The sequence below is a fragment of the Flagellimonas profundi genome (assembly GCF_017313275.1).
Classification (GTDB): Bacteria; Bacteroidota; Bacteroidia; order Flavobacteriales; family Flavobacteriaceae; genus Flagellimonas; species Flagellimonas profundi.
Genome location: NZ_JAFLNM010000001.1, coordinates 1,494,600 through 1,517,355 on the forward strand (window position 1 = coordinate 1,494,600; position 22,756 = coordinate 1,517,355).

Consider the following 22,756-nt stretch of genomic DNA (forward strand, 5'->3'; position numbering starts at 1 on the left):
TTGCGCTCGAATTTCCCGAATTTTAAAGAAACAAAAAATTAAAATACGTCAAAAATCATCCTTTTATGGGCAAAACTATCATAATCTCAAATCGACTACCCGTTCAATTACAAATTAGCAATGGAACAATCAATGCAATACCAAGTGTTGGAGGTCTGGCCACAGGGATGAAATCCGTACACAGTGGAGGTGAAAGCTTATGGATCGGTTGGTCTGGGTTAACGGATGAAGATACCCCGGAAGAACTAGAGGATGATATTGATAGGGCCCTAAAAGAGCATGGCTGTGCCAAAGTAAAACTCAATTCGGATGAAATTGATGGGTTTTACTACGGTTTCAGCAACCGTACCATTTGGCCCCTGTTCCACTATTTTTTGAAGTACTCTGAATTTGAACTCAACTATTGGGATACCTACAAAGCGGTAAACCAAAAGTTTGCGGATGCCATCATCGAGAATTCGGATGATAATGACACCATTTGGGTCCATGATTACCAATTGATGCTGGTACCACAAATGGTACGCGAAAAACGTCCCGATACCACCATTGGTTTCTTTTTGCATATCCCTTTCCCTTCTTTCGAAATTTTCCGGACCCTGCCCTGGCGTGAAGAAATTTTGGAAGGATTGCTGGGCTCGGACCTTATTGGTTTCCACACCTACGATTACGAAAGACATTTTTTAAGCTCCGTTCGTAGACTGATAGGACTGGATGTGAGCTTCAACGAGATTTATCTGGACAACAGGGTCATCAAGGTTGATTCCTTCCCTATGGGAATCGATTACAAAAAGTTCAGGGATGCCGCTGTACTCCACGATTCCAAAAGCAAGGAAGAGCGTAGTGATTTACAGGACCGTTTGGACAACCACAAAGCATCCGCACCCGATACCAAGCTCATCCTTTCCATAGATCGATTGGATTACAGTAAGGGAATCGCAAAGCGCATCAATGCATTTGAGTATTTCCTTCAAAAATACCCAGAATACAAGGAAAAGGTTCGATTGATCATCTTGGCAGTACCCTCCCGTTCCAACGTGCCTCAATATCAACTGTTAAAAAAAGAGGTTGATGAATTGGTGGGTCGTATCAACGGAGAATTGTCTACGGTTAACTGGACACCCATTTGGTATTTCTATCGCTCATTGCCCTTTGAAAGCTTGATCGACCTATACACCTCCAGCGATATTGCATGGCTTACCCCCTTGCGAGATGGAATGAATTTGGTGGCCAAGGAATACATTGCTACCCGAACCGATAAATCAGGTGTGCTCATTTTAAGCGAAATGGCAGGTTCTGCTTACGAAATGAATGAAGCATTATTGATCAATCCGAACAATTTTGAACAACAAGCAGACACCCTTAAAAGGGCCTTTAATATGCCCAAGGAAGAGCAAGTGTCCCGAAACACCTTTCTGCAAAAAAGATTGGAACGCTACAACGTGGAGGTTTGGGCAAACGAGTTTATGAGCGCTTTGAAAGAAAACAGGGACCTAGGCAAAGCCTTTATTTCCGAGAAAATGTCTTCCGAAATATTATTGTCCATCCAACAAGAATATTCAAAATCCAAAAAACGATTATTGTTCTTGGATTATGACGGCACCCTGGCTGGATTCCACAAGGACCCACAACAAGCTTCTCCCGATGAAGAGCTTTACGAACTCTTGGATGACCTGAACCAGCAAGAAGACACTACCGTATTTTTAATAAGCGGAAGGGACAAACAAACCTTTGCCCGTTGGTTTTTGCCCAAAAAATACAATATGATCGTGGAGCACGGCGTGTGGATCTCCCGAAACGGTGAAGATTTTAAGTTACTGGAACAGGTAAAAGGAGATTGGATGAGCAAAATCCGACCTGTACTGGAATCATTCGTGGACAGGACCCCAGGATCATTCATTGAGGAAAAAAACTATTCCCTAGCTTGGCATTACCGAAATACCGATCCTGATTTTGGTACAAAAAGAGCCACGGAGCTCAATACTGTATTGCGTAGTTTGATCGGTAATGACGATATTAGTGTGTTGAACGGAAACAAAGTAATGGAAATAAAAAGCAGCAATGTGAACAAAGGAAGGGCTGCCACTCGTATATTAAGTGAAGATGATTATGACTTTGTTTTTGCCATTGGCGATGATTGGACGGACGAGTTTATGTTCCAAGAACTTCCAGATTCAGCAGTTACCGTTAAAGTCGGACTCAAAAAAACACAAGCCAAATACCATGTGGAAAACACCGCAAGAGTTAGGCAATTATTAAAACGTTTTACAAAACCATGATACGCGAGGTTTTCATTATTTGCTTTTTTTTGGCGTTCGGCCAAGGATGGGCCCAGACCGAAACAGAGGTCTATCTTTTTGATTTGGAAGTGACTAATGGAAAACCTGTTTTGAGTAACCCCAAAAATATCTCCAACAATCCAGGTTACGACAATCAACCTTCCTTTTGGGATGACGATAGTGTTTTGTTTGCTTCTACAAGAGAGGACCAAACGGACATTCTCCGGTTCAATGTAAATGAGGGAAGCACTTCATCTTGGTTGACCTATACTACAGCGGGCAGTGAATATTCCCCCCTTCGGATTCCTGGAAAAAACGCGATTTCCGCCATTCGTTTGGACGTGGATGGGCTTCAACGCCTTTACGAATATGATGTTGAAACCAGCGAATCAACCCCAATATCAGATTTAAAGATAGGATACCATGTTTGGTTCGATGATCAAGTAATTGTTGCTACGGTGTTGGTGGATAATCGGATGGACCTTGTGGTTTTGGACTTAGAAGAACATGCACAAAACACCGTATATCAAAATGTAGGACGGTCGTTGTACAACATACCCAATTCAAACTTGGTCAGCTTTATCAGCAAAAAGAAAAATGAGTGGGAGATATTATCGCTAGATCCCATTACGGGCGAATCAAAAAAAATAACCAATACCTACGATAAAGAAGAGGATATTTGCTGGTTGGATGAGAACACCATCATAACCGGATCTGGCAAAAAACTTTTGACCAAGGATTTAGGTTCGGATACCGATTGGGAAACCATCATAGAGTTTCCACAAGAGGAAATCAACAACATCAGCCGAATAGCAATCAGTCCAAACCAAAAAAGGTTGGCTTTTGTGGCCGAAGGGTCACCCTCAAAAATTATTCAAAAACAAGTAGATTCCTTTAACAAGCGAGATTTGGATGGTTTTGTGTCCTGCTTTACGGATAATGTGCAGGTAAGCCGTTTTCCCAATGAGAAAATGTATCAGGGAAACGACAAAATGAAGGAGAATTACGAACGTTTTTTTGAAAATGTGAAATCGTCGAGCGTCGAAGTAGTTAACCGAATAGTCCTGGGAAATATGGTTATCGATGAGGAAGTTACCAAAGTTGACGGTAGGGACGGACACCAAGTAGCCATTTATCAAGTTGAAAACGGACTTATCTCATCAATGACCTTTATTTTTCCAGATGGCCCCCTGACCGATGCGGAAAGCATTGTACAAGAACAATTGGATGCCTATAATCAAAGGGATATCGAGGCCTTTGCCAACACCTACGCGCAAGACGTTGAACTCTACCAATTTCCCTATAAGCTCAACATAAAGGGAAACTCCAAGCTAAAGGAGCAATATGCTGTTTTTTTTGAAAACACCCCTGATCTGCATTGTGAAATAAAAAACAGGATAGTATTGGGAAACAAGGTTATCGATGAAGAATCCGTAACCATAAATGGTGCTATCTATAGAGCAGTTGCTATTTATGAGGTGGAAAACGGAGAAATCGAGAAAGTTACCTTTTTACAGAACTAAATATTTGGGTTTTTAACATACTTCCGGTATATAAGCAAAGAAGCTTTGGGTAGTTTTTCCTATTTTTATAGCTCTAATTTTCAAGGAAAACTCAACTCAAACTAATTATGAAGAATTACTTCCCCCTACTATTTACATTTCTTTTTATTTCATTTTCACAAGCGCAAACCGATACAAGGATATATGACATTATCAATTCAGTTTCCGCTGAACGTATTGAAAGTGATGTAACCACGCTGGTCAACTTCGGCACAAGACACACCTTGAGCGATACCGTTTCACAGACACGGGGAATTGGCGCCGCTAGAAGATGGATCAAATCGGAATTTGAAAAAATCTCAGCAGACTGTAACGATTGTCTCGAGGTTTTCTATCAAAAAAACTTGATCGAAGAGGGTGATAATGCGCGAATCGTGAAAGATGTGGAAATCGTTAATGTTGTTGCCATACAGCGCGGAACCAAATTTCCGAATCGCTTTATTATTATGAGCGGGGATATCGACTCCCGTGTCAGCAACCCTACCAACTACACATCAGATTCCCCTGGAGCCAACGATAATGCCAGTGGAATGGCAGGGACTATTGAAGCATCACGGGTATTGTCCAAATATAAATTTGAAAGTAGCATTATTTATTTAGGGCTTTCCGGAGAAGAGCAAGGACTTTATGGTGGTAAAGGCATGGCTGCTTACGCCAAGGAAAAAGGATGGGATATCGTAGGTATTCTTAACAATGATATGATCGGAAATATCACAGGAGTCGATGGTGTGGTGAGCAACCGGGATTTCAGGATTTTTTCGGAACCTGTACCTCCTACCGAAACGGAACAAGAACGCAGGGCAAGGCGTTTTTACGGCGGCGAAGTTGATGGGATTTCCCGCCAGTTGGCACGCTACATTTACAAAACCACCAAAACCTATATGCCCGAAATGAATCCTATGATGATTTACCGTTTGGATAGATTTGGACGTGGTGGCCACCACAGACCTTTTAACGATGCCGGCTATGCAGGTGTTCGCATTATGGAGGCCCACGAGAATTATACACAGCAACACCAAGACATCCGAACAGAAGATGGTATCGCCTACGGTGATGTCTTGGAACATGTAAATTTTGAATATGCGAAAAAGCTCACTGCGGTAAACGCCATTAATCTAGCATCCATTGCTTGGGCACCGCCCGCTCCTGAAACTGTTGAAATCGGAGGTATTGTGGAACCTAGTGCCAAATTGCGCTGGAGTAAAGTAGATGGTGCCGTTGGCTACAAAATATATTGGAGGGATACCACCTCCCCTACTTGGGACAATTACAAGTATGTCGGCGATGTTAGTGAGCATACCTTGGAAGGTATTGTAATCGATAACTACTTCTTTGGTGTAGCGGCCGTTGGCAAAGACGGACACGAAAGTCCCGTAGTTTTTCCAAACAAAGTTTTCAGGTAATAAACAGTCATAAATGAAACATAGTCTCCTGATCATTGCTCTTTTACTTCGAGCCTGGGCGATTAATGCACAAGAATTCACAAGACAAGACTCTCTGCGGGGAAGCATTACTCCAGAACGGGTGTGGTGGGATTTGAACCACTATGACCTGAATATTAAGATCGAGCCTTCCAAAAAGTTTATCTCTGGGTACAATGTGGTCAGGTACAAGGTGCTGAAAGAAGCAAAAACGCTTCAAATTGACCTTCAGAAACCCATGCAAATTGTATCTGTTGAACAAGACGGTAAAAAACTAAGGTTTTCCTCGGAAGGAAATGCCCATTTCATCAAATTAAAAAAGAGACAGGTCCCTGGAGCATACAACGAACTGAAAATTACATATTCAGGATATCCGAGAGAAGCCGTTAGAGCTCCGTGGGATGGAGGTTTTTCATGGAAAGAAGATACAAATGGCAATCCTTTTGTGGCTACTTCCTGCCAAGGACTCGGAGCAAGTGTATGGTGGCCGAACAAAGACCACATGTACGACGAGGTGGACAGCATGCGTATCAGTGCTACCGTTCCAAAAGACCTGATGGATGTCTCCAACGGGCAATTGGAAAGTGTAGAAGAGAAAGGGGATTTTAAAACTTATAATTGGGTGGTCAAAAACCCTATCAACAATTATGGGGTAAACGTAAATATTGGGGATTACACCCATTTTGGAGAGACCTACCAAGGTGAAAACGGCCCACTTCAATTGGATTACTACGTACTGCCCGAAAATTTGGAGAAGGCCAAAAAACAATTTGCACAAACTCCAATGATGATGAGGGCCTTTGAACATTGGTTCGGGCCCTACCCTTTTTATGAGGATGGCTTTAAATTGGTGGAAGTGCCTTATTTGGGCATGGAGCACCAAAGTTCCGTTACTTACGGTAACAAGTTCGAAAATGGTTACTTGGGTCGTGATCTATCGGGCACGGGTTGGGGACTACAATTCGATTTTATTATTATCCACGAAGCGGGACACGAATGGTTTGCCAATAATATTACCTATAAAGATATTGCCGATATGTGGGTACACGAAGGATTTACGGCCTACTCCGAAAATCTGTACCTCGACTATCACTTTGGAAAAAAGGCATCCGCTGAATATGTAATTGGAACACGTTCCAATATTCAGAACGACCGTCCTATTATTGGTCCGTACGGAGTTAACAAAAGCGGCTCTGGAGATATGTACTACAAGGGCGCGAACATACTCCACACCTTACGTCAATTAGTGGAAGATGATGAAAAATGGCGCCAAATATTAAGAGGCATCAATAAAGATTTTTATCACCAAACCGTTACTTCCGAACAAATTGAAAATTATTTGAGTGAAAAATCCGGGAAAGATCTATCGGCTTTCTTTGATCAATACTTACGTACTACAATGATTCCTACATTGGAATATAAAATTGATGGAGAAACCATGAGTTATAGGTATGTGAACATTGTGGAAGATTTTGATATGCCCATTAAAATAACTGTGGATGGTTCGGAAAAATGGCTGTTCCCGAATACTACATGGAAAACCGAGGAATTAGGGGGAACCCAAGTTGATTTTGATAAAAATTTCTACATAGAGACACAAAAAATTTAATTTGAAAAAGCATCCCGAGCATTATTTTAAGAATGATGATGAGTGGCGCGAGTGGCTTCATGAAAACCATGAAACATATACTGGTGTCCACTTGATTTTTTACAAAGTCGAGCATCATAAGGAAAGTATGCGATGGGAGGAGGCCGTAAAAGTTGCCCTTTGTTATGGATGGATAGACAGCACCGTTAAAAGTCTCGGTGATGGAAAGCGCAAACAATACTTTTGTCCAAGAAAACCCAAAAGCACCTGGAGCAAAGTCAACAAGAATCACATAAAAGAATTAAAAGCTAATGGTTTGATGCACCAAAGTGGTCTGGAAGTCATTGAAGTTGCCAAGAAAAATGGTTCTTGGACCATATTGGACGATGTGGAAAACGGTGTGGTACCAGAAGATTTGCAAAAAGCCTTTAACAATCACCAAACAGCCCATAAAAACTTTAAAAGTTTCACTAGCAGTCAAAGAAAGAGCTATCTCTATTGGCTCAAACAAGCCAAAAGGGAAGAGACCCGGAAAAGAAGAATCAAGGAAATCGTATCTCTTTCAGAAAAAAATATTAAATACAGAGGCCAATAAGTCACTGCTTACCATATTTTCTATGGTAAATCAATGCTGCAATACCACCAATTAAAGCGAAGACACTCAACATCCAAAACACATTTTGATGCCCGATTTCTTCGCCCGGGTGAGCATCCAAAAGCATACCATAGGCTGGGCCAGCGAATACATCGGGCGTGTAGCCTATCAAAGAAATTAATCCAACTGCGGTACCTGTCAAGGTCAAGGGTATTTTACCTACGTGCATAACCCCAAAATAAAGCGCTCGAATACCATAAACTCCTGCCGCGATAACAACAACCGATATAAAAAACAAAAGTGTTGTTGTCGGTGCAATTATCCCACTGGCAAAGAGCAATCCCCCTACTAGGGCCAAAGCAAAGCTAACCACCAAGAGCCAGGTAATCTTTAAACGATCGGCAATCAACCCGAACAAAATGCCCGCAGCGGGTCGCAGGAATTGCAATAAGGTTCCCACCTTGGCCGAGTCTACTTGATTGTACAACATGACCTCCTCGGCATATTGTGAAATGATGTCCGTAATTTTATAACCTACATAGCCACAAAGGATAATGACCATCAGCAACCAAACTGAAGGTAATTTCAATACTTGTTTGATATCCTTCCAGGAAATGCGATCAAGAATCACTTTTTCACTGTTCTCGTCCATTCTCATAAAAAACCAGACCAAAAAACCAACCAAAATAATGATAATGGAAGCAGAATAGATTACATAGGTAAACGCCTCCTTGCGGTCATTAAGGTTGGCTACATCCGGGGATTCGGATAAAAAGAAGGAAAACACCACCACGCCCAACAAACTGAACAGGGCTCCTGTAAGTCCCCGACCACCATCAAGAAATCCAAAAGCTTTTCCCTGTGAATCGGTCCCACCCCAAATTCTAGTGGCCTTTATCATGGGAGCCCAAAACAGAAAAATGGTGGTAAAGCCCCACCAACCATAAATTATCTGAAGCACCCATAACGCGGGGTATTGCGCAAACAAAAACCCGCCCAATGCAGTCATCCACAAAGCGACGGCAATCAGTTTTCGGGGCTGGTACTTATCGGCCAGGGGACCTCCCAACACATAAGAAACCATGGCCACCAAACCGTAAATGGAAAAACAGAGCCCCAGCTGTACATTGTCCAACTCTAAAACATCCAGTACGGTGGGCCTAAAAACACGCGGTAATACAAAGGGAAGGATAAAGATCGCCTCACCCGATAAAATCAATAATAATAAATAGAACCAACTTGGCTTAGCTTCTTTCAAATCTTGTGTTTGGATAAAAATCACTAAAAAAATTGGAAAAACCCAGAAGCCCGGTCAATAAAAAATCAGGTATCTTTAAGGATCAAAATTCAACCTCAAATGACCCGACCACTCTTTTTCTCCCTTCTGCTCATTATCGTTAGTTGTAAAAAGGAGGCAACAAAGCAATATGATTTGGCAATCACCAACGCACAAGTCATCCACTTGGAAACCGGAAAAATCGAAAAGCAAAATCTATTTATTTCCAATGGAAGAATTGAATCCGTAGCGTCTGCTGATTCAAACGACTTTAAGGCTGATGCCACTATTGATGCCTCTGGAAAATATGTGCTGCCTGGATTTTGGGACAACCATATCCATTTACGTGGCGGTGATACTTTGATCAATAACAACAAAAACTTTTTAAAGCTTTTTATTGCCAACGGTATTACTACGGTACGTGATGCAGGGGGTGACCTCACCCATGCTGTTATGGACTGGAAAAATCAAATTGCCTCGGAAGAGTTGGTGGGCCCCACTATTTTTACCGCAGGTCCAAAAATTGATGGACCCAATGGGAGCTGGGCAGGCTCTTTGGAAGTAGAGACCGAAGCAGATGTGGTACATGCGTTGGATTCTTTGGAATCCTTAAATGTGGATTTTGTTAAAATTTATGACAGTAGAATTTCACGCGACAACTATCTAAGATCAATCGAAGAAGCCAAGAAAAGAGGATTTACAGTATCAGGACATATGCCGTTTACCGTCACCTTGGACGAGACCATAAATGTGGGAATGGATGGCATTGAGCACCTTTACTATATCATGAAAGGATGTGCCAGCAATGAGATTGAAATCACCGAGAAGTTGAACCAAGGTGAAATTGGATTTTGGGGTGCCATGCCCGCTCTTATGAAAGGGTATTCGGACACGACTGCACAAACCACCTTTAATTCGTTAAAGGAAAATGATGTATTTGTGGTTCCCACACTTCATATTGGACATACTTTAAGTTATTTGGACGAGGTAGACCATAGCAACGATAAGTACCTTCAATATATGGGCAGCGGTATCATCCAAACCTATCAAGGCAGGATACGATCAGCGTTGAACGCATCCGAAGAGGCCAGGGAAAACAGGAAGCAATTGGATACATTTTTTGGTGGATTGGCCAAATCCCTTAACTCGGCAGGTGTTCAATTGTTGGCAGGGTCGGACAGTGGAGCGTTCAACTCCTACACCTATCCCGGTATTTCTTTGCACAAGGAATTAAAGGCCATGGTAGACAATGGCATTTCTCCACTTGATGCGCTGCGAACTTCTAGCGTAAACGGAGCAAGATTCTTGGACCAAACCGAAGACTATGGCAAAATTTCCAAAGGGAAAATATCCGATTTGGTCATTTTGGATGCCAACCCGTTGGAAAATATCGAAAATACCGAGAAAATTTATGCCGTGGTCAAAGGAAGCCAAGTGTTTTCTAAAAGTGAATTACAAGAATTACTGAACAACTCCGTAATGGATTAACTCCCAAACAATATCAGTATGCAACCAAAATACATTTTAGTCCTGATCCTGACCTTATTTCTGAACAGTTTGAGTTCACAGACCCTTTTGCTGCCCGAACAGGTTTTCGATGGCACTGAACTGCATAAAGGTTGGGTGGTATCCGTAGATGAAAACCGAATTACCTACGCAGGTCCTTTAAATGGACTGAAAAACGCTGGTTCCTACACCAAAAAAGAATTAAAGGGCATGACACTGATGCCTGGTATCATTGAAGGTCACTCCCATTTGTTGTTACACCCGTACAACGAAACAGAATGGAACGACCAAGTTCTGGTAGAATCGCCTGCCGAGAGGGCTATCAGAGGTGCGGTACACGCTAAAAAGTCGTTGATGGCAGGTGTTACGTCCATGCGCGATTTAGGTTCGGAGGGAGCGGGTTATACCGATGTATATCTTAAAAAAACCATTGATGACGGCATAATTCCGGGCCCGCGTACCTTAATGGCAGGTCCAGCCATCGTAGCAACCGGGGCATATGGCCCAAAAGGATTTCATGACGGTGTCAAGGTCCCATTGGGTGCAGTACCTGTAAGCGGTAGGGACAATGCCATCAAAGAGGTAAGAACGCAATTGGGCCAAGGGGCCAACCTCATAAAAATTTATGCCGATTACCGCTGGGGCAAAGGAGAGCCTTCTCAACCCACTTTTTTACAGGAAGAAATCACTGCAATGGTCGAGGCAGCCACCACTGCGGGACGTTATGTAGTGGCCCATGCCAGTACCCCGGCAGGAATGCGGCGCGCAATTATGGGCGGTGTGGAAACCATTGAACATGGTGATGGTGGTACGGCAGAAATATTTGGGTTAATGAAAGAAAATGGAGTCGCCCTATGCCCCACTCTAGCTGCAGGAGATGCTATTGAGCAGTACAAAGGTTGGAAAAAAGGTACCGAGCCCGACCCTGAACGAGTGGCAAAAAAAAAGAAATCCTTTCAAATGGCACTGCAATCGGGAGTTAACATTGTTTTCGGTGGCGATGTCGGTGTATTTACGCATGGAGAAAATTATCGGGAACTGGAACTGATGGTGGCCTATGGTATGAAACCCATCAAAGCCTTGCGGTCTGCAACCTCATTGAACGCAAAAATTCTTCATTTTGATGAATTGGGAATGATTCAAAAAGGATACTTGGCAGATATCATAGCTGTTCAAGGAAATCCTGTAGAAAACATTTCTCAAATGAAGTACGTCAGATATGTGATGAAAGATGGAGTCGTATACAAGGACAACTAAGCGACATTCCATTAACATCCTATTAAGAAATGAGGCGGGGGTTTTTGGTATCTTTAGGCGACCAAAAACTGACCATACCAAGTATGCCTTTCTTAGGTCAAAGCTAAACTCAAAAAATAAAACCAACTCATGAAAAAATCAATCCTCTACCTTGTATTACTGATTACGGCCAGTATTACGGCACAAGATTTTAATGTAGAACTGTTCCGTGACATGAAACCAAGAAACATTGGTCCTGCTGGAATGAGCGGTCGTGTCACTTCTATTGATGTGGTCCATTCCGACCCTGATGTGATGTTCGTTGGAACGGCTTCGGGCGGGTTATGGAAATCTACTTCCGGCGGTATAAAATGGGAACCCGTTTTTGATAAGGAGGTAACCGCTTCTATTGGAGCAGTGGCCATTCAACAATCCAATCCATCAGTAATTTGGGTGGGAACAGGAGAAGGCAACCCAAGAAACAGCCTAAATGGCGGATATGGTATATACAAATCCTTGGACGGGGGTAAAACCTGGAAATCCATGGGATTGGAAAAAACAAGGCACATCCATAGGGTCGTTATCGACCCAACAGACCCCGATGTAGTGTATGTAGGTGCCATTGGATCTCCATGGGGCGAGCACCCCGAACGAGGTGTCTTTAAAACCACCGATGGAGGTGAGACTTGGGAAAAAGTATTGTTCGTAAACAATAGAACAGGAGTTGCCGATCTGGTAATGGACCCTAAAAACCCGAACAAACTGATTGCTGCCATGTGGGAACACAAAAGAGAACCCTGGTTCTTTAACTCAGGTGGCGAAGGTAGTGGGCTGCACATCACACACGATGGTGGTAAAACTTGGAAAAAAGTTACCGCAGAAGATGGTCTTCCCGAAGGAAATCTGGGTAGAATCGGTGTTGCCATAGCCCGTAACAAACCCAATATCATCTATGCGTTGGTAGAAGCTAAGAAAAATGCGTTGTACAAATCTACCGACGGAGGTTTTAAATGGGAGAAAATCAACGACAAAAACGATATTGGAAATCGTCCATTTTACTATTCAGAAATTTATGTGGACCCGCAAAACGAGAATCGAGTGTATTCAGTTTTCACATACATCAACGTGTCTGAAGATGGTGGTAAAAACTTTACCCAATTGATGCCTGCTTATGGTGTGGACAATGGTATCCACCCCGACCATCATGCATGGTGGATCCATCCAGAAAACGGACAATTTATGTTGGACGGTAACGATGGCGGTCTCAACATCACCAAAAACGGAGGTAAAACATGGCGTTTTATAGGGAATTTGCCTGTGGCACAGTTCTATCACATCAGTACGGACAATGAGTATCCGTACAATGTGTATGGGGGTATGCAGGACAATGGCTCGTGGAGAGGACCCGCCTATGTTTGGAAAGCACAGGGAATCCGTAACAGTTATTGGCAAGAAATCGCCTTTGGGGACGGGTTCGATGTGGTTCCCGACAAGGATGATAGCCAATATGGATACGCCATGAGCCAACAGGGATATGTAAGCCGTTACGATTGGAAAACAGGCAACGGCTATATTGTACGCCCTACTCCGCCAGATGCGGACACTAAACTTCGATTTAACTGGAACGCGGCCATTGGTCAAGACCCATTTGATAACAGCACGGTATATTTTGGAAGTCAGTTTGTACATAAATCCACCGATAAAGGATTGACATGGGAAGTAATTTCCCCAGACCTGACCACCAACGACAAGGAAAAACAAAAGCAGAGTGAAAGTGGTGGACTTACTATGGATGCCACAGGGGCAGAAAACCATTGCACTATTATTGTGATCGAACCCTCGCCTGTTGAAGAGGATATGCTTTGGATCGGAACCGATGACGGTCGTGTTCACTATACGCAAAATGGTGGTGAAACCTGGATTGAGGTCACTAAAAACATCAAAGGATTACCTGCTGGAAGTTGGATTCCGCAGATTAAAGCTTCGTACAACAATAAAGGTGAAGCTCTTTTGATCGCCAACGATTATAGAAGGTTCAACTACACACCATACGCATACCGTACCAAGGATTACGGTAAAACTTGGACCCGTATCGTAGATGAAAACGATGTGGAAAGCTATGCGCTATCTATCATTGAAGACCCAGAAAATCCCAACCTGATGTTCTTGGGTACGGACGATGGCCTTTACCTTTCATTGGATGCCGGCAACAATTGGAAGAAATGGAACAAGGATTTCCCAACGGTTTCCACTAAAGATTTGGCAATTCATCCAAGGGAACAGGATTTGGTAATCGGAACTTTTGGTAGAGCCGCATGGGTTTTGGATGATATCCGTCCATTGAGAAAATTGGCGGGCAATACCTCCATTTTACAGAAAGAAATCGGCCTGTTCAAAAGCCCCGATGCCTATTTAGCGGCCTATCAGCAACCAACCGGAAGTAGGTTTGGAGGCGATGCCATTTTCAGTGGCGAAAACAGGGAATCTGGCGCCATGATCACCTACTACCTCAAAGAAGGAAGCAAAAAGAAGAACAAGGAGGAGAAAAAAGAGGAAAACGAAGAGGAAGACAAAGCCGAGGGGGAAAGTTCGAAGGAAAAAACCAAGGATTCCATCTTTTTTGAGTTTTATGATGGCGATAGGCTCATCAGAACATTAAAATATAAAACTCCCGAAAAGGCCGGTTTCCACAGAATTTATTGGAACTTGGATGAAAAAGGTCCCGATAGACCTTCGAGAACCATCAGAAAACGGGACAGAGAGCGTGGTGGTATCGAGGTAAAGCCTGGAACTTACAAAGTAAAGGCCATTTATGGCAATATATCCGATTCGACCATGGTAACCGTAAAAACGGACCCTAGATTGGATGTTGACCTAGCCTCCATCAACGAAGTCTACGAAACTGGTAAAAAACTGGAAGGCTATACCCAAACAGCTGCGGATGCGGTAAAACAATTGGTGGAAAGCAAGAATTTGGCGGATAAATTCAAAAAAGAGCTCAAGGAATTGGACAAGGACAAGTTTAAAGAGCAGATTAAAGCATCGGAAGAAATTGTAAAACAGATCGATTCCGTTGTAGCATTGTACTTGGGCAAAGAGGACAAAAGACAGGGTATTACCGATGATCCAGAACCTAACGTAATGTCCCGATTGGGCAATGCTTCCTACTATGTAAACACGAGACAATCCGGAATCACCGCGACCGAAAGAAGAATGATCCAGTTTGCGGAAGAAGAACTAAAGAGTGCATTGGTCAAAACCAATGCCTTCTTTAATGATGAATGGAAATCGTACAGAACCTCCATTGAATCATTGGACCTTTCTCCTTTTAAGGAGACCGAAAGTTTTGAACTTAAATAGCGAACAATGAAAAAATTATTGGCCATTGCCCTGATCACCAGTATCTGGACCTGTAAAGAAGAGAAAAAGGAACCTTCCGTAGCCGATACGATGAAGACCTATACCATCTCCCAAATGATGGACAACGAATCCATCGCAGGAGGTAGCTTTTCTCCCGATAAATCCAAATTGCTGGTATCCAGTAACCGTTCGGGCATTTATAATATGTACACCATACCCACTTCTGGGGGCGAAATGATGCCTGTAACACAATCCGACAGTTCTTCGGTGTTCGCTATTTCCTATTTTCCAAATGATGAACGAATGCTGTTTCGTATGGACAACAACGGCGATGAAATCTATCACATTTTTGTTAGGGATACCGATGGTAATCATAAGGATCTGACTCCCGAAGAGGGGGCACGCTCCCTGTTTTACCAATGGTCCGAGGACAAATCCGCATTCTTTTATGGTTCCAATAAGCGAGATAGCAGGTTTATGGACCTGTACAAAATGGATTTGAAAACAATGGAGCCCGAACTGGTTTATCAAAACGATGATGGGTACGATGTCGGTGTTGTTTCTCCCGGCGAAAAATATGTCGCATTGAGCAAATCCATCAACACGAACGATAGTGATCTGTTCTTGTACAATTTGGAGTCGGATGAATTAATGAAAATAAATAAAAGCCAAAGTGGGAACGCGCCCCAGGATTTTGCCCCGGATGGTTCGGCATTGTATTACACCACAGATGATGGTAGCGAGTTTTCTTATTTGATGAAATACACAATTGCCGATGAATCTTACGAAAAGTCCCTAGTACGCGACTGGGATATTTCAGGAAGTTATTTTACACAGAATGGCACCTACCAAGTGACCTACATAAACGAGGATGCCAAAAACACCATCGAAGTGATGGAGGTGGCCACAGGAGAAAATATTGATCTGCCCACAGTGGAAAACATGGATATTACCAGTGTTAGCTTTTCCGACGATGAAACCATGATGCGTTTTTACGCGGGTGGTTCACAAACGCCATCGAATCTTCATGTCTATAATTTGGAAACCAAGGAGCAAAAAAAGCTGACCGATGTACTGAATCCCGAAATCCAAGGACAGGATTTGGTTAAGGCCGAAGTAATCCGGTATAAATCCTTTGATGGATTGGAAATCCCTGCCATTTACTACAAACCTCATCAAGCAACCGAGGAGAATCCAGTACCCGCTTTGGTATGGGTACACGGGGGTCCAGGTGGACAGTCACGCCAAAATTTTAGCTCGTTCATCCAATATTTGGTGAACCATGGCTATGCGGTTTTAGCGGTGAACAACCGAGGAAGCAGCGGATATGGTAAAACCTTTTACCAAATGGACGATTTGAACCATGGGGACAAAGACCTTAAAGATTGTGTGGAAGGAAAAAATTGGTTGGCCCAAAAACCCGAAATCGATGGTGAGAAAATCGGGATTATCGGAGGGTCTTACGGAGGCTACATGACCATGGCCGCTTTGACCTACACACCAGAAGAGTTTGATGTGGGAGTTAACCTCTTTGGGGTAACCAATTGGATAAGAACACTTAAAAGTATTCCGCCATGGTGGGAATCCTTTAAAGATGCTCTGTACAAAGAGCTGGGAGACCCTTACAGTGCAGATTCTGTTCGGTTAAAGCAGATTTCCCCGCTTTTCCATACGGATAAGGTCACCAAGCCACTAATTGTGCTCCAGGGCTCGCAAGACCCTAGGGTGTTACAGGCAGAATCCGATGAAATCGTTGCCGGGGTGCGCAAAAACGGGGTTCCTGTGGAGTATGTTCTTTTTGAGGATGAAGGACATGGTTTTGTGAAAAAAGAGAATCAAATTACAGCATACAGCAAAATTTTAGAATTTTTGGACGAGTACCTAAAAGAAGAAAAAAGTACTCCAATTAAAGAGGATAGTAAATGATTAAAAGATTAGCAGGCTTATTTGTTTTATTTGGATTATTGACCGTAAATGCACAACAACCCGGAGAGGATGAAACGGGAGCTTGGTTCATGTATTTTGGCATGAACAAGGTTTCAGAACGGTTAAGTGTACACACCGAAGCCCAATTCCGATTTTACGAGACTACAAGCAATTTTAACCAAATGTTGTTGCGAACAGGGCTCAATTATCATATTAATCCCAATGCCATAGCCACTGGAGGCTATGCATTCATTGATACGGACAATACATTTTATGAATTCGAAGGTGAAATCAATTCCAAAGAACATCGGATCTTTGAACAGTTTATTCTAAAGAATAAAGTTTGGGAATTCTTGTTTGAGCACAGGTACCGGTTGGAGCAGCGGTTCTTGGATTTTGGCAGAACCACCGAGACACAGCACAGGGCACGTTATCGTATTCAGATGACCTTGCCACTCACCAACACTTTCTTTTTGAATTTTTACGATGAATTGTTCATCAATTTACAAGATGATCTATTTGGACAGAATAGACTATACGGGGCTGTAGGCGTGAATATTACAGAAAACAGCAGTGTCCAATTGGGATACCTGAGAAATCAGTTTGCCAATGCAGTTTACGACCGTTTACAATTTGCGGTTTTTTACAACCCAGATTTAAGAAAGCTCTTCAACATAAAGAAGCCCTAGAAATACAGTGGAAAATAGCTTGACTTGGGCACATATAATCCCTAACTTATGAGCTAATCTTAAAAAAAATCATTTTTAATGAAAAAAGTACAAATAACAGCGTTGGCGCTACTATTTATAACAGCTTTTAGCTGTAAACAAGCAAAAAAGGAAGCCGAAGAAACAACTGAGGAGGTTGAAGAAACGGTTGAACAAGTTGCAGAAAAAATTGACCCCGAAGTCATTACTTTTGAAATGGAGCCCAAAAGCGACAGTAATGTAAGTGGTGAAGTTATGTTCACCCAAGACGGTGGCGAAGTAATCATGAGAGCAACCTTTTTAGGACTCGATGAAGGTGAGCATGCCATTCACCTGCACGAAAAGGCCGATTGCTCCTCTCCCGATGGAAAATCAACAGGAGGACACTGGAACCCGACCCATGAACCTCACGGAAAATGGGGCTCCGAAGATGGTTATCACAAAGGGGATATCGGTAATTTCACAGCAGACGCAGATGGGAGTGCCACTGTAGAATTTTCTACGGATGAATGGTGCATTGGCTGCGGCGACGAGAAAAAAGATATTTTAGGAAAAGCTGTAATCGTGCATCAAGGAACAGACGATTACACATCACAACCTTCTGGTGCCGCTGGTACAAGAATTGCTTGTACAGGCATCATTCAATAATATTTAAAACATCAAAAACAAAAAGCTGTCCCATGGGCAGCTTTTTTTATTGACAGCACTTTGAATAATGCCTAACTTAGTCCTAAATTAAAAATATCCGAAATGAAAAATATTCAAATTGCCGCATTGGGACTAATGTTGGTAGCCGCCTTTAGCTGTAAGCAAACAAAAAAGGAAGAGAAAAAAACAGAGGAAACCACTACTGCAACCTATAGTATTGTAGAAGACTCCACCGATGTTCGGTTTACTGCATATAAAACCACGGATAAAGTTCCGGTTGGGGGGACTTTTCAGGATATTGAGCTAACGTACACTGCAGGTGAAACTCCAATGGAAACCTTAAACGGTCTCAAGTTTTCGATTCCGGTGAGCAGCCTTTTCACCAATGACCCTACAGGAACAAGAGATCCGAAAATCATTGAGTTTTTCTTTAAAAAAATGGCAGAGACCCAATCCATTACCGGAACCTTTGCTCTTAAAGATGATAAAAGTTGTGCCGTACAATTAAGTATGAACGGCGTAACCACCGAACTTCCCATGGAATATGAAATCACTGAAGACAACCATGTGAACTTCTCTGGAGTAATGGACTTAAAACAATGGGATGCCCTGGATGCTTTAGCCTCTTTGAACGAAGCTTGTAAAATTTTGCACACAGGTTCAGATGGTGTGAGCAAAACGTGGGAAGACGTTGCCATTACAGGATCTGTATTATTGGAACAGGAATAAGATTACTTTCCCAACGAAGATTTATTAAAAGAGCAGCCTTGAGCAGCTCTTTTTTTATATATTTTAGCAACTTCAATGCATCTGGACAACCTCATACAACAATTTCAGCAAAAGGATACGGTCGCTTTTGAAAGCTTGTACAATATGTACGCTGATAATATTTGTGGGGCAATTAATGTAATTCTCAAGGATTCGGAGCGCTCCGAAGAAATCTGTCAGGATGTTTTTGTGAAAATTTGGGAGAAATCCGACCAATACGACCCCTCGAAAGGTCGTTTTTTTACTTGGATATTAAACATTGCGAGGAATGCTGCTATCGATGAAGTGCGCTCCAAAACCCATAAAAACCAAAAAAAGAACCTTCCTGTAGATTCTCTCGTAAGTATTTTTGAAAGTGGCGAAGATTTAAACAGCAAAATGGACACCATTGGACTTCAATCCTTATTAAAAGGACTCAAGGAAAAGTGTATTTTGCTAATTGACATGCTTTACTTTAAGGGTTATACCCAAAAAGAAGCTGCCAAGGAGCTGGATACGCCCATTGGCACCATAAAAACAAGAATTAGAAGCTGTATTTCCAACATTAGAAAAAATATGGCATGAGCATAGATGTGAAAGAATACATAGCGTCTGGAAAATTGGAACTCTACGTTGCTGGAGCGCTATCTCCTGAAGAAAATCTTGAGGTGCAACATTATGCCATACAGTATCCGGAAATTAGGAAAGAAATTGAAGAAATCGAAAAAGCCGTTCTTGAGCTTACAAAAGCTGCTTCACCCAAAATGCCGCAAGATGGTTTTGCAAAAATAAAGGCCGAAATAGATGATGTTATCCCATTTACTCCCGAAGGTTCCAAAACCAAGAGGACAACCTGGGGCAATTATTTAGGTTGGGCCGCATCCATTTTACTGGCTGTTGGGTTGTTCTGGATGTACAATGAAAATGCAAAACTTAAATCCGAGATCGAGCTGACCAATCAGGAAAAGCAAAGCTTGGAAGACATACTATCCGAAACGCAGGAAGAAGTAACCACTACGGAGAGTTTGTTGGAGGACATCAGGGATAAGGATGTAACGGTCATCGCCCTTGGCGGACAAACCGTGTCCCCTGAATCCTATGCCAAAGCCTATTGGAACAAAGAAGAGCAAAAAGTAATTATTGATGCCAAAGGACTGCCAGAACCACCCGATGGTTTTACGTATCAAGTTTGGTCCTTAAAATTAGATCCGCTTACTCCGACCAGCATTGGTTTGTTGGATGATTTTGCTTCGCAAGACACCAAGCTCTTCACCTTGGAAAACGCCAACGAATCGGAAGCATTCGGAATTACTTTAGAGCCCGAAGGTGGTAGTGAGACACCAACATTGGAGCAATTGTACACCTTGGGTGCAGTGGGTGCCTAAATTAGGACAAAAAAGAAGGCAGCTGGATAAACCAAACTGCCTTCAACACTTAGATTACCTAAAAAAACAATCGAATATTAAAGTTTAAGACCTACGCCGAACCCAAAGATCCAAGGGTTGATGTCTACATCGGCATCCACAGTGGCCCCCAATGCGGTTGTTGCATCAACTGTGGCCGTAGTGTTCAAGAATAATTTTTTCACATCAAAGTTCAAGAACCATTTATCATTCAACATAAAATCGAAACCTCCCTGAAGTGCAAAACCAACAGCAGTGTCATATTCAACATCATCCGCTACAGGACCTTCATCAACACCGTAGAATAGGGTTAAGTTTGGACCGGCTCCGAGGTATGGAACAAAATCGCCCCCGGTAAAATGATACTGGGCCGTAAGCGTTGGCGGTAACAACCATACACTGCCCAAATCAATATCACCTACATCGGTACCCACAGCTTCAACATCGTGCTTGGCGGTACCCAAAATAAGTTCCAAGGACCAATTATCATCAAAAAAGTAGGTAATGTCGAATTCTGGAACAACAGCGGTTGAAATGTCCACATCCCCTCCTATGGCTTCGATATCGGCACTCTCATCAGGAGAAATCACAATTCCCCTCAATCTAAATTGCCATTTGCCATCGTTGTGAGCTGGAGCATCTTGGGCCATTGCCAAGTTGGTCAATCCCATTACAGCCAATACTGCTACTAGTATTCTTTTTCTCATCATATGTTATTTAAAATTGATGAGACAAATCTACCGAGCGACCTTTTTCAAGAATATGATGTTTATCATTGGATAAAACCCAGGAAAATCACACCTGGAATGATTCAATCATAAGGGCAATAAAATCAGAATTTTAGAACCATTTTTTTCGTTTAAAAATAATAATGGAGATGATGGTTACAAAGAGCATTACGCCCAACAGTATAAAATAACCGTAATGCGATTTTAATTCGGGCATGTTTTCGAAGTTCATTCCATAAATGCCCGCCATAAATGTGAGCGGAATAAAAACCACCGAGAAAATGGTGAGGGTCTTCATTACTTCGTTCAAGCGATGGCCCTGTACACTAAAGAACAGATTGATCTGGCTTTCCAATTCCATTATGTCGGAGTCAATATCCGCGATCAAACCATTGATTTGCTCCCGGAGCTCGCTAAAGTATTTGGTCTGAAACCCTTTTACCTCTACCCTTTCCAGTTTTATAATAATATCCCTGAGTCCATGTGATGCTTTTTTAAAATCTTGGATCAAAGCTTTTTTCTGCTCCACTTCGAACATGAATTCTGGTGTGGGTTCACGTTTTACAATGGCATCCAGGGCATTTTCCATTACTACGGTATCCTCGTATTTCTCTTTGTAATTGGTAATCAAAGTTTCCAGAATAAAAAAGAGCAGATAGTCCGCACGCTTTTTTCTAATAATACCTTTATTTTCAAATATGCGTTGGCGAATCCAATCAAAATGGTCGCCCCACTTTTCTTGTATGCACCAATTAAAATCTTTGGAAACCACAAAATACATTTGTTCCGACTCCATACTGTGGTGCTCGGTTTTTAGTATACGGGCAGCGATGAACAACTGGTCTTCCAACACAATGACCTTGTTTCCCATTTTTTGATTCAAGAGGAGGCGCAACAAAAAGTCGTCAAGGTCATTACCGTTCACCATTTGCCTAAACTCTTCCATATAATCCAAACCATAGGTGTTTACCCAAGTAATGGACTTGTCTCCCTTGGAGAGTTGCATATCTTCCTGCAAAGAGAACTTTCTGTTGTAGTAATTGTCCGGTGAATAGTTGATCACCCATGAATTTTCTTCAAAATCTGTTTTCATGGTTTAAAATATGAAAGGGTTTATTCGTAGTTTAGAACTATAAGTTAATCCAAATTTACTAAGAAGCGTTATGATTGACCCCATGTCCTTTAGATACGAGATTTTGTCCACCATTGTACTTTTGGCTTTTATTATTGCCCTGAATTCTCTGAGCAGAAGAGCTATTCGGCGTTTCGGAAAAACAAGCGCCATTGATATGAACAGCAGAAAGGTTATTTTTTACTTGAGCAATGTGTTGTTTTATCTACTGGCATTTATCGGCATTTCTTTGATATGGGGCGTTGATTTCAAGGATTTTTCGGTTTTTATTTCTTCGATTTTGGCCATTTTGGGCGTTGGGTTTGTAGCCCAATGGTCCATCCTTTCCAATTTAACGGCAAGTGTGATCCTGTTTTTCAATCACCCATTGCGTTTGGGCGATAGAATACGGGTAATGGACAAGGATTTTGATTGGACCGGAAAAGTAGAGGATATTAGTGGGTTTTATCTTTTCATGCGCACAGACGACGGCAAGCGGATAACCATACCGACCAATTTGGTAATCCAAAAAGGAATTGAAATTTTGCAGGAGGAAAAAGCAGACACCGATCAAGATATCTCCAAAGAATAAAAAACGCCATGGCGTAAAACCATGGCGTACCTAAAAACAACAACCAAGCTGAGACCAGCCGGATCATCAACCTT

At 42.3% G+C, this 22,756-nt stretch carries 18 protein-coding genes; 15 read left to right on the top strand and 3 right to left on the bottom strand.

Annotated features, from left to right (window positions below):
• The first annotated feature begins 65 nt into the window (after positions 1-65).
• The 5 genes from J0654_RS06940 (at position 66) to J0654_RS06960 (ending at position 7,442) form a co-directional block, all read left to right on the top strand.
• Positions 66-2,276: a bifunctional alpha,alpha-trehalose-phosphate synthase (UDP-forming)/trehalose-phosphatase gene (locus tag J0654_RS06940; protein WP_207027089.1), complete on the top strand. Its 2,211-nt coding sequence runs from the start codon at positions 66-68 to the stop codon at positions 2,274-2,276.
• On the top strand, positions 2,273-3,799 hold the full coding sequence (locus J0654_RS06945; RefSeq protein ID WP_207027091.1) for a nuclear transport factor 2 family protein: 1,527 nt from the start codon (positions 2,273-2,275) through the stop codon (positions 3,797-3,799). Before J0654_RS06940 ends, J0654_RS06945 begins: the two co-directional genes overlap by 4 nt.
• 107 nt (positions 3,800-3,906) lie before the next feature.
• Positions 3,907-5,241 (top strand): M28 family metallopeptidase, encoded by a 1,335-nt coding sequence (locus J0654_RS06950; RefSeq protein ID WP_207027093.1) that lies wholly within the window; start codon positions 3,907-3,909, stop codon positions 5,239-5,241.
• Between the two features lie 13 nt (positions 5,242-5,254).
• Positions 5,255-6,868 (top strand): M1 family metallopeptidase, encoded by a 1,614-nt coding sequence (locus J0654_RS06955; protein WP_207027095.1) that lies wholly within the window; start codon positions 5,255-5,257, stop codon positions 6,866-6,868.
• Position 6,869: 1 nt separating this feature from the next.
• A complete protein-coding gene (locus tag J0654_RS06960) occupies positions 6,870-7,442 on the top strand; it encodes a YdeI/OmpD-associated family protein (protein WP_207027098.1) in 573 nt (190 codons plus the stop codon).
• A 1-nt stretch (position 7,443) separates the two neighbouring features.
• On the opposite strand, the gene J0654_RS06965 is transcribed toward J0654_RS06960, so the two are convergent.
• Positions 7,444-8,700 carry an MFS transporter gene (locus tag J0654_RS06965; RefSeq protein WP_207027100.1) on the bottom strand — a complete coding sequence of 419 codons (1,257 nt, stop codon included), beginning with the start codon at positions 8,698-8,700 and terminating at the stop codon, positions 7,444-7,446.
• Between the two features lie 99 nt (positions 8,701-8,799).
• Between J0654_RS06965 and J0654_RS06970 the strand changes: the two genes are divergently transcribed.
• The 9 genes from J0654_RS06970 (at position 8,800) to J0654_RS07010 (ending at position 20,233) form a co-directional block, all read left to right on the top strand.
• Positions 8,800-10,206 (top strand): amidohydrolase family protein, encoded by a 1,407-nt coding sequence (locus tag J0654_RS06970; RefSeq protein WP_207027107.1) that lies wholly within the window; start codon positions 8,800-8,802, stop codon positions 10,204-10,206.
• A gap of 18 nt (positions 10,207-10,224) precedes the next feature.
• The gene (locus J0654_RS06975) at positions 10,225-11,481 is read left to right on the top strand and encodes a metal-dependent hydrolase family protein (RefSeq protein WP_237685897.1); all 1,257 of its coding nucleotides are present in this window, start codon (positions 10,225-10,227) and stop codon (positions 11,479-11,481) included.
• Positions 11,482-11,610: 129 nt separating this feature from the next.
• Positions 11,611-14,820 (top strand): WD40/YVTN/BNR-like repeat-containing protein, encoded by a 3,210-nt coding sequence (locus tag J0654_RS06980; RefSeq protein ID WP_207027110.1) that lies wholly within the window; start codon positions 11,611-11,613, stop codon positions 14,818-14,820.
• Positions 14,821-14,826: 6 nt separating this feature from the next.
• Positions 14,827-16,746 (top strand): S9 family peptidase, encoded by a 1,920-nt coding sequence (locus J0654_RS06985; RefSeq protein WP_207027112.1) that lies wholly within the window; start codon positions 14,827-14,829, stop codon positions 16,744-16,746.
• Entirely contained in the window at positions 16,743-17,435 is a 693-nt protein-coding gene (locus J0654_RS06990; RefSeq protein WP_207027114.1) for a DUF2490 domain-containing protein, read from the top strand. The genes J0654_RS06985 and J0654_RS06990 overlap by 4 nt, the downstream gene beginning before the upstream one ends.
• A gap of 78 nt (positions 17,436-17,513) precedes the next feature.
• The gene (locus tag J0654_RS06995; protein ID WP_207027116.1) at positions 17,514-18,101 is read left to right on the top strand and encodes a superoxide dismutase family protein; all 588 of its coding nucleotides are present in this window, start codon (positions 17,514-17,516) and stop codon (positions 18,099-18,101) included.
• Positions 18,102-18,203: 102 nt separating this feature from the next.
• Complete coding sequence (locus J0654_RS07000) at positions 18,204-18,830, top strand: hypothetical protein (RefSeq protein WP_207027117.1); 627 nt, start codon at positions 18,204-18,206, stop codon at positions 18,828-18,830.
• Between the two features lie 75 nt (positions 18,831-18,905).
• The gene (locus J0654_RS07005) at positions 18,906-19,433 is read left to right on the top strand and encodes an RNA polymerase sigma factor (protein WP_207027119.1); all 528 of its coding nucleotides are present in this window, start codon (positions 18,906-18,908) and stop codon (positions 19,431-19,433) included.
• Positions 19,434-19,435: 2 nt separating this feature from the next.
• A complete protein-coding gene (locus tag J0654_RS07010; protein WP_207028009.1) occupies positions 19,436-20,233 on the top strand; it encodes an anti-sigma factor in 798 nt (265 codons plus the stop codon).
• 77 nt (positions 20,234-20,310) lie between these two features.
• Here the strand turns inward: J0654_RS07010 and J0654_RS07015 are convergent, their stop codons facing one another.
• A complete protein-coding gene (locus J0654_RS07015; protein WP_237685899.1) occupies positions 20,311-20,958 on the bottom strand; it encodes an OmpW/AlkL family protein in 648 nt (215 codons plus the stop codon).
• Positions 20,959-21,091: 133 nt separating this feature from the next.
• Positions 21,092-22,072, bottom strand: a complete 981-nt coding sequence (locus J0654_RS07020) for a CorA family divalent cation transporter (RefSeq protein ID WP_207027121.1) — start codon at positions 22,070-22,072, stop codon at positions 21,092-21,094.
• 70 nt (positions 22,073-22,142) lie between these two features.
• Between J0654_RS07020 and J0654_RS07025 the strand changes: the two genes are divergently transcribed.
• Positions 22,143-22,682: a mechanosensitive ion channel family protein gene (locus J0654_RS07025; RefSeq protein WP_207027123.1), complete on the top strand. Its 540-nt coding sequence runs from the start codon at positions 22,143-22,145 to the stop codon at positions 22,680-22,682.
• The last annotated feature ends 74 nt before the right edge of the window (positions 22,683-22,756 follow it).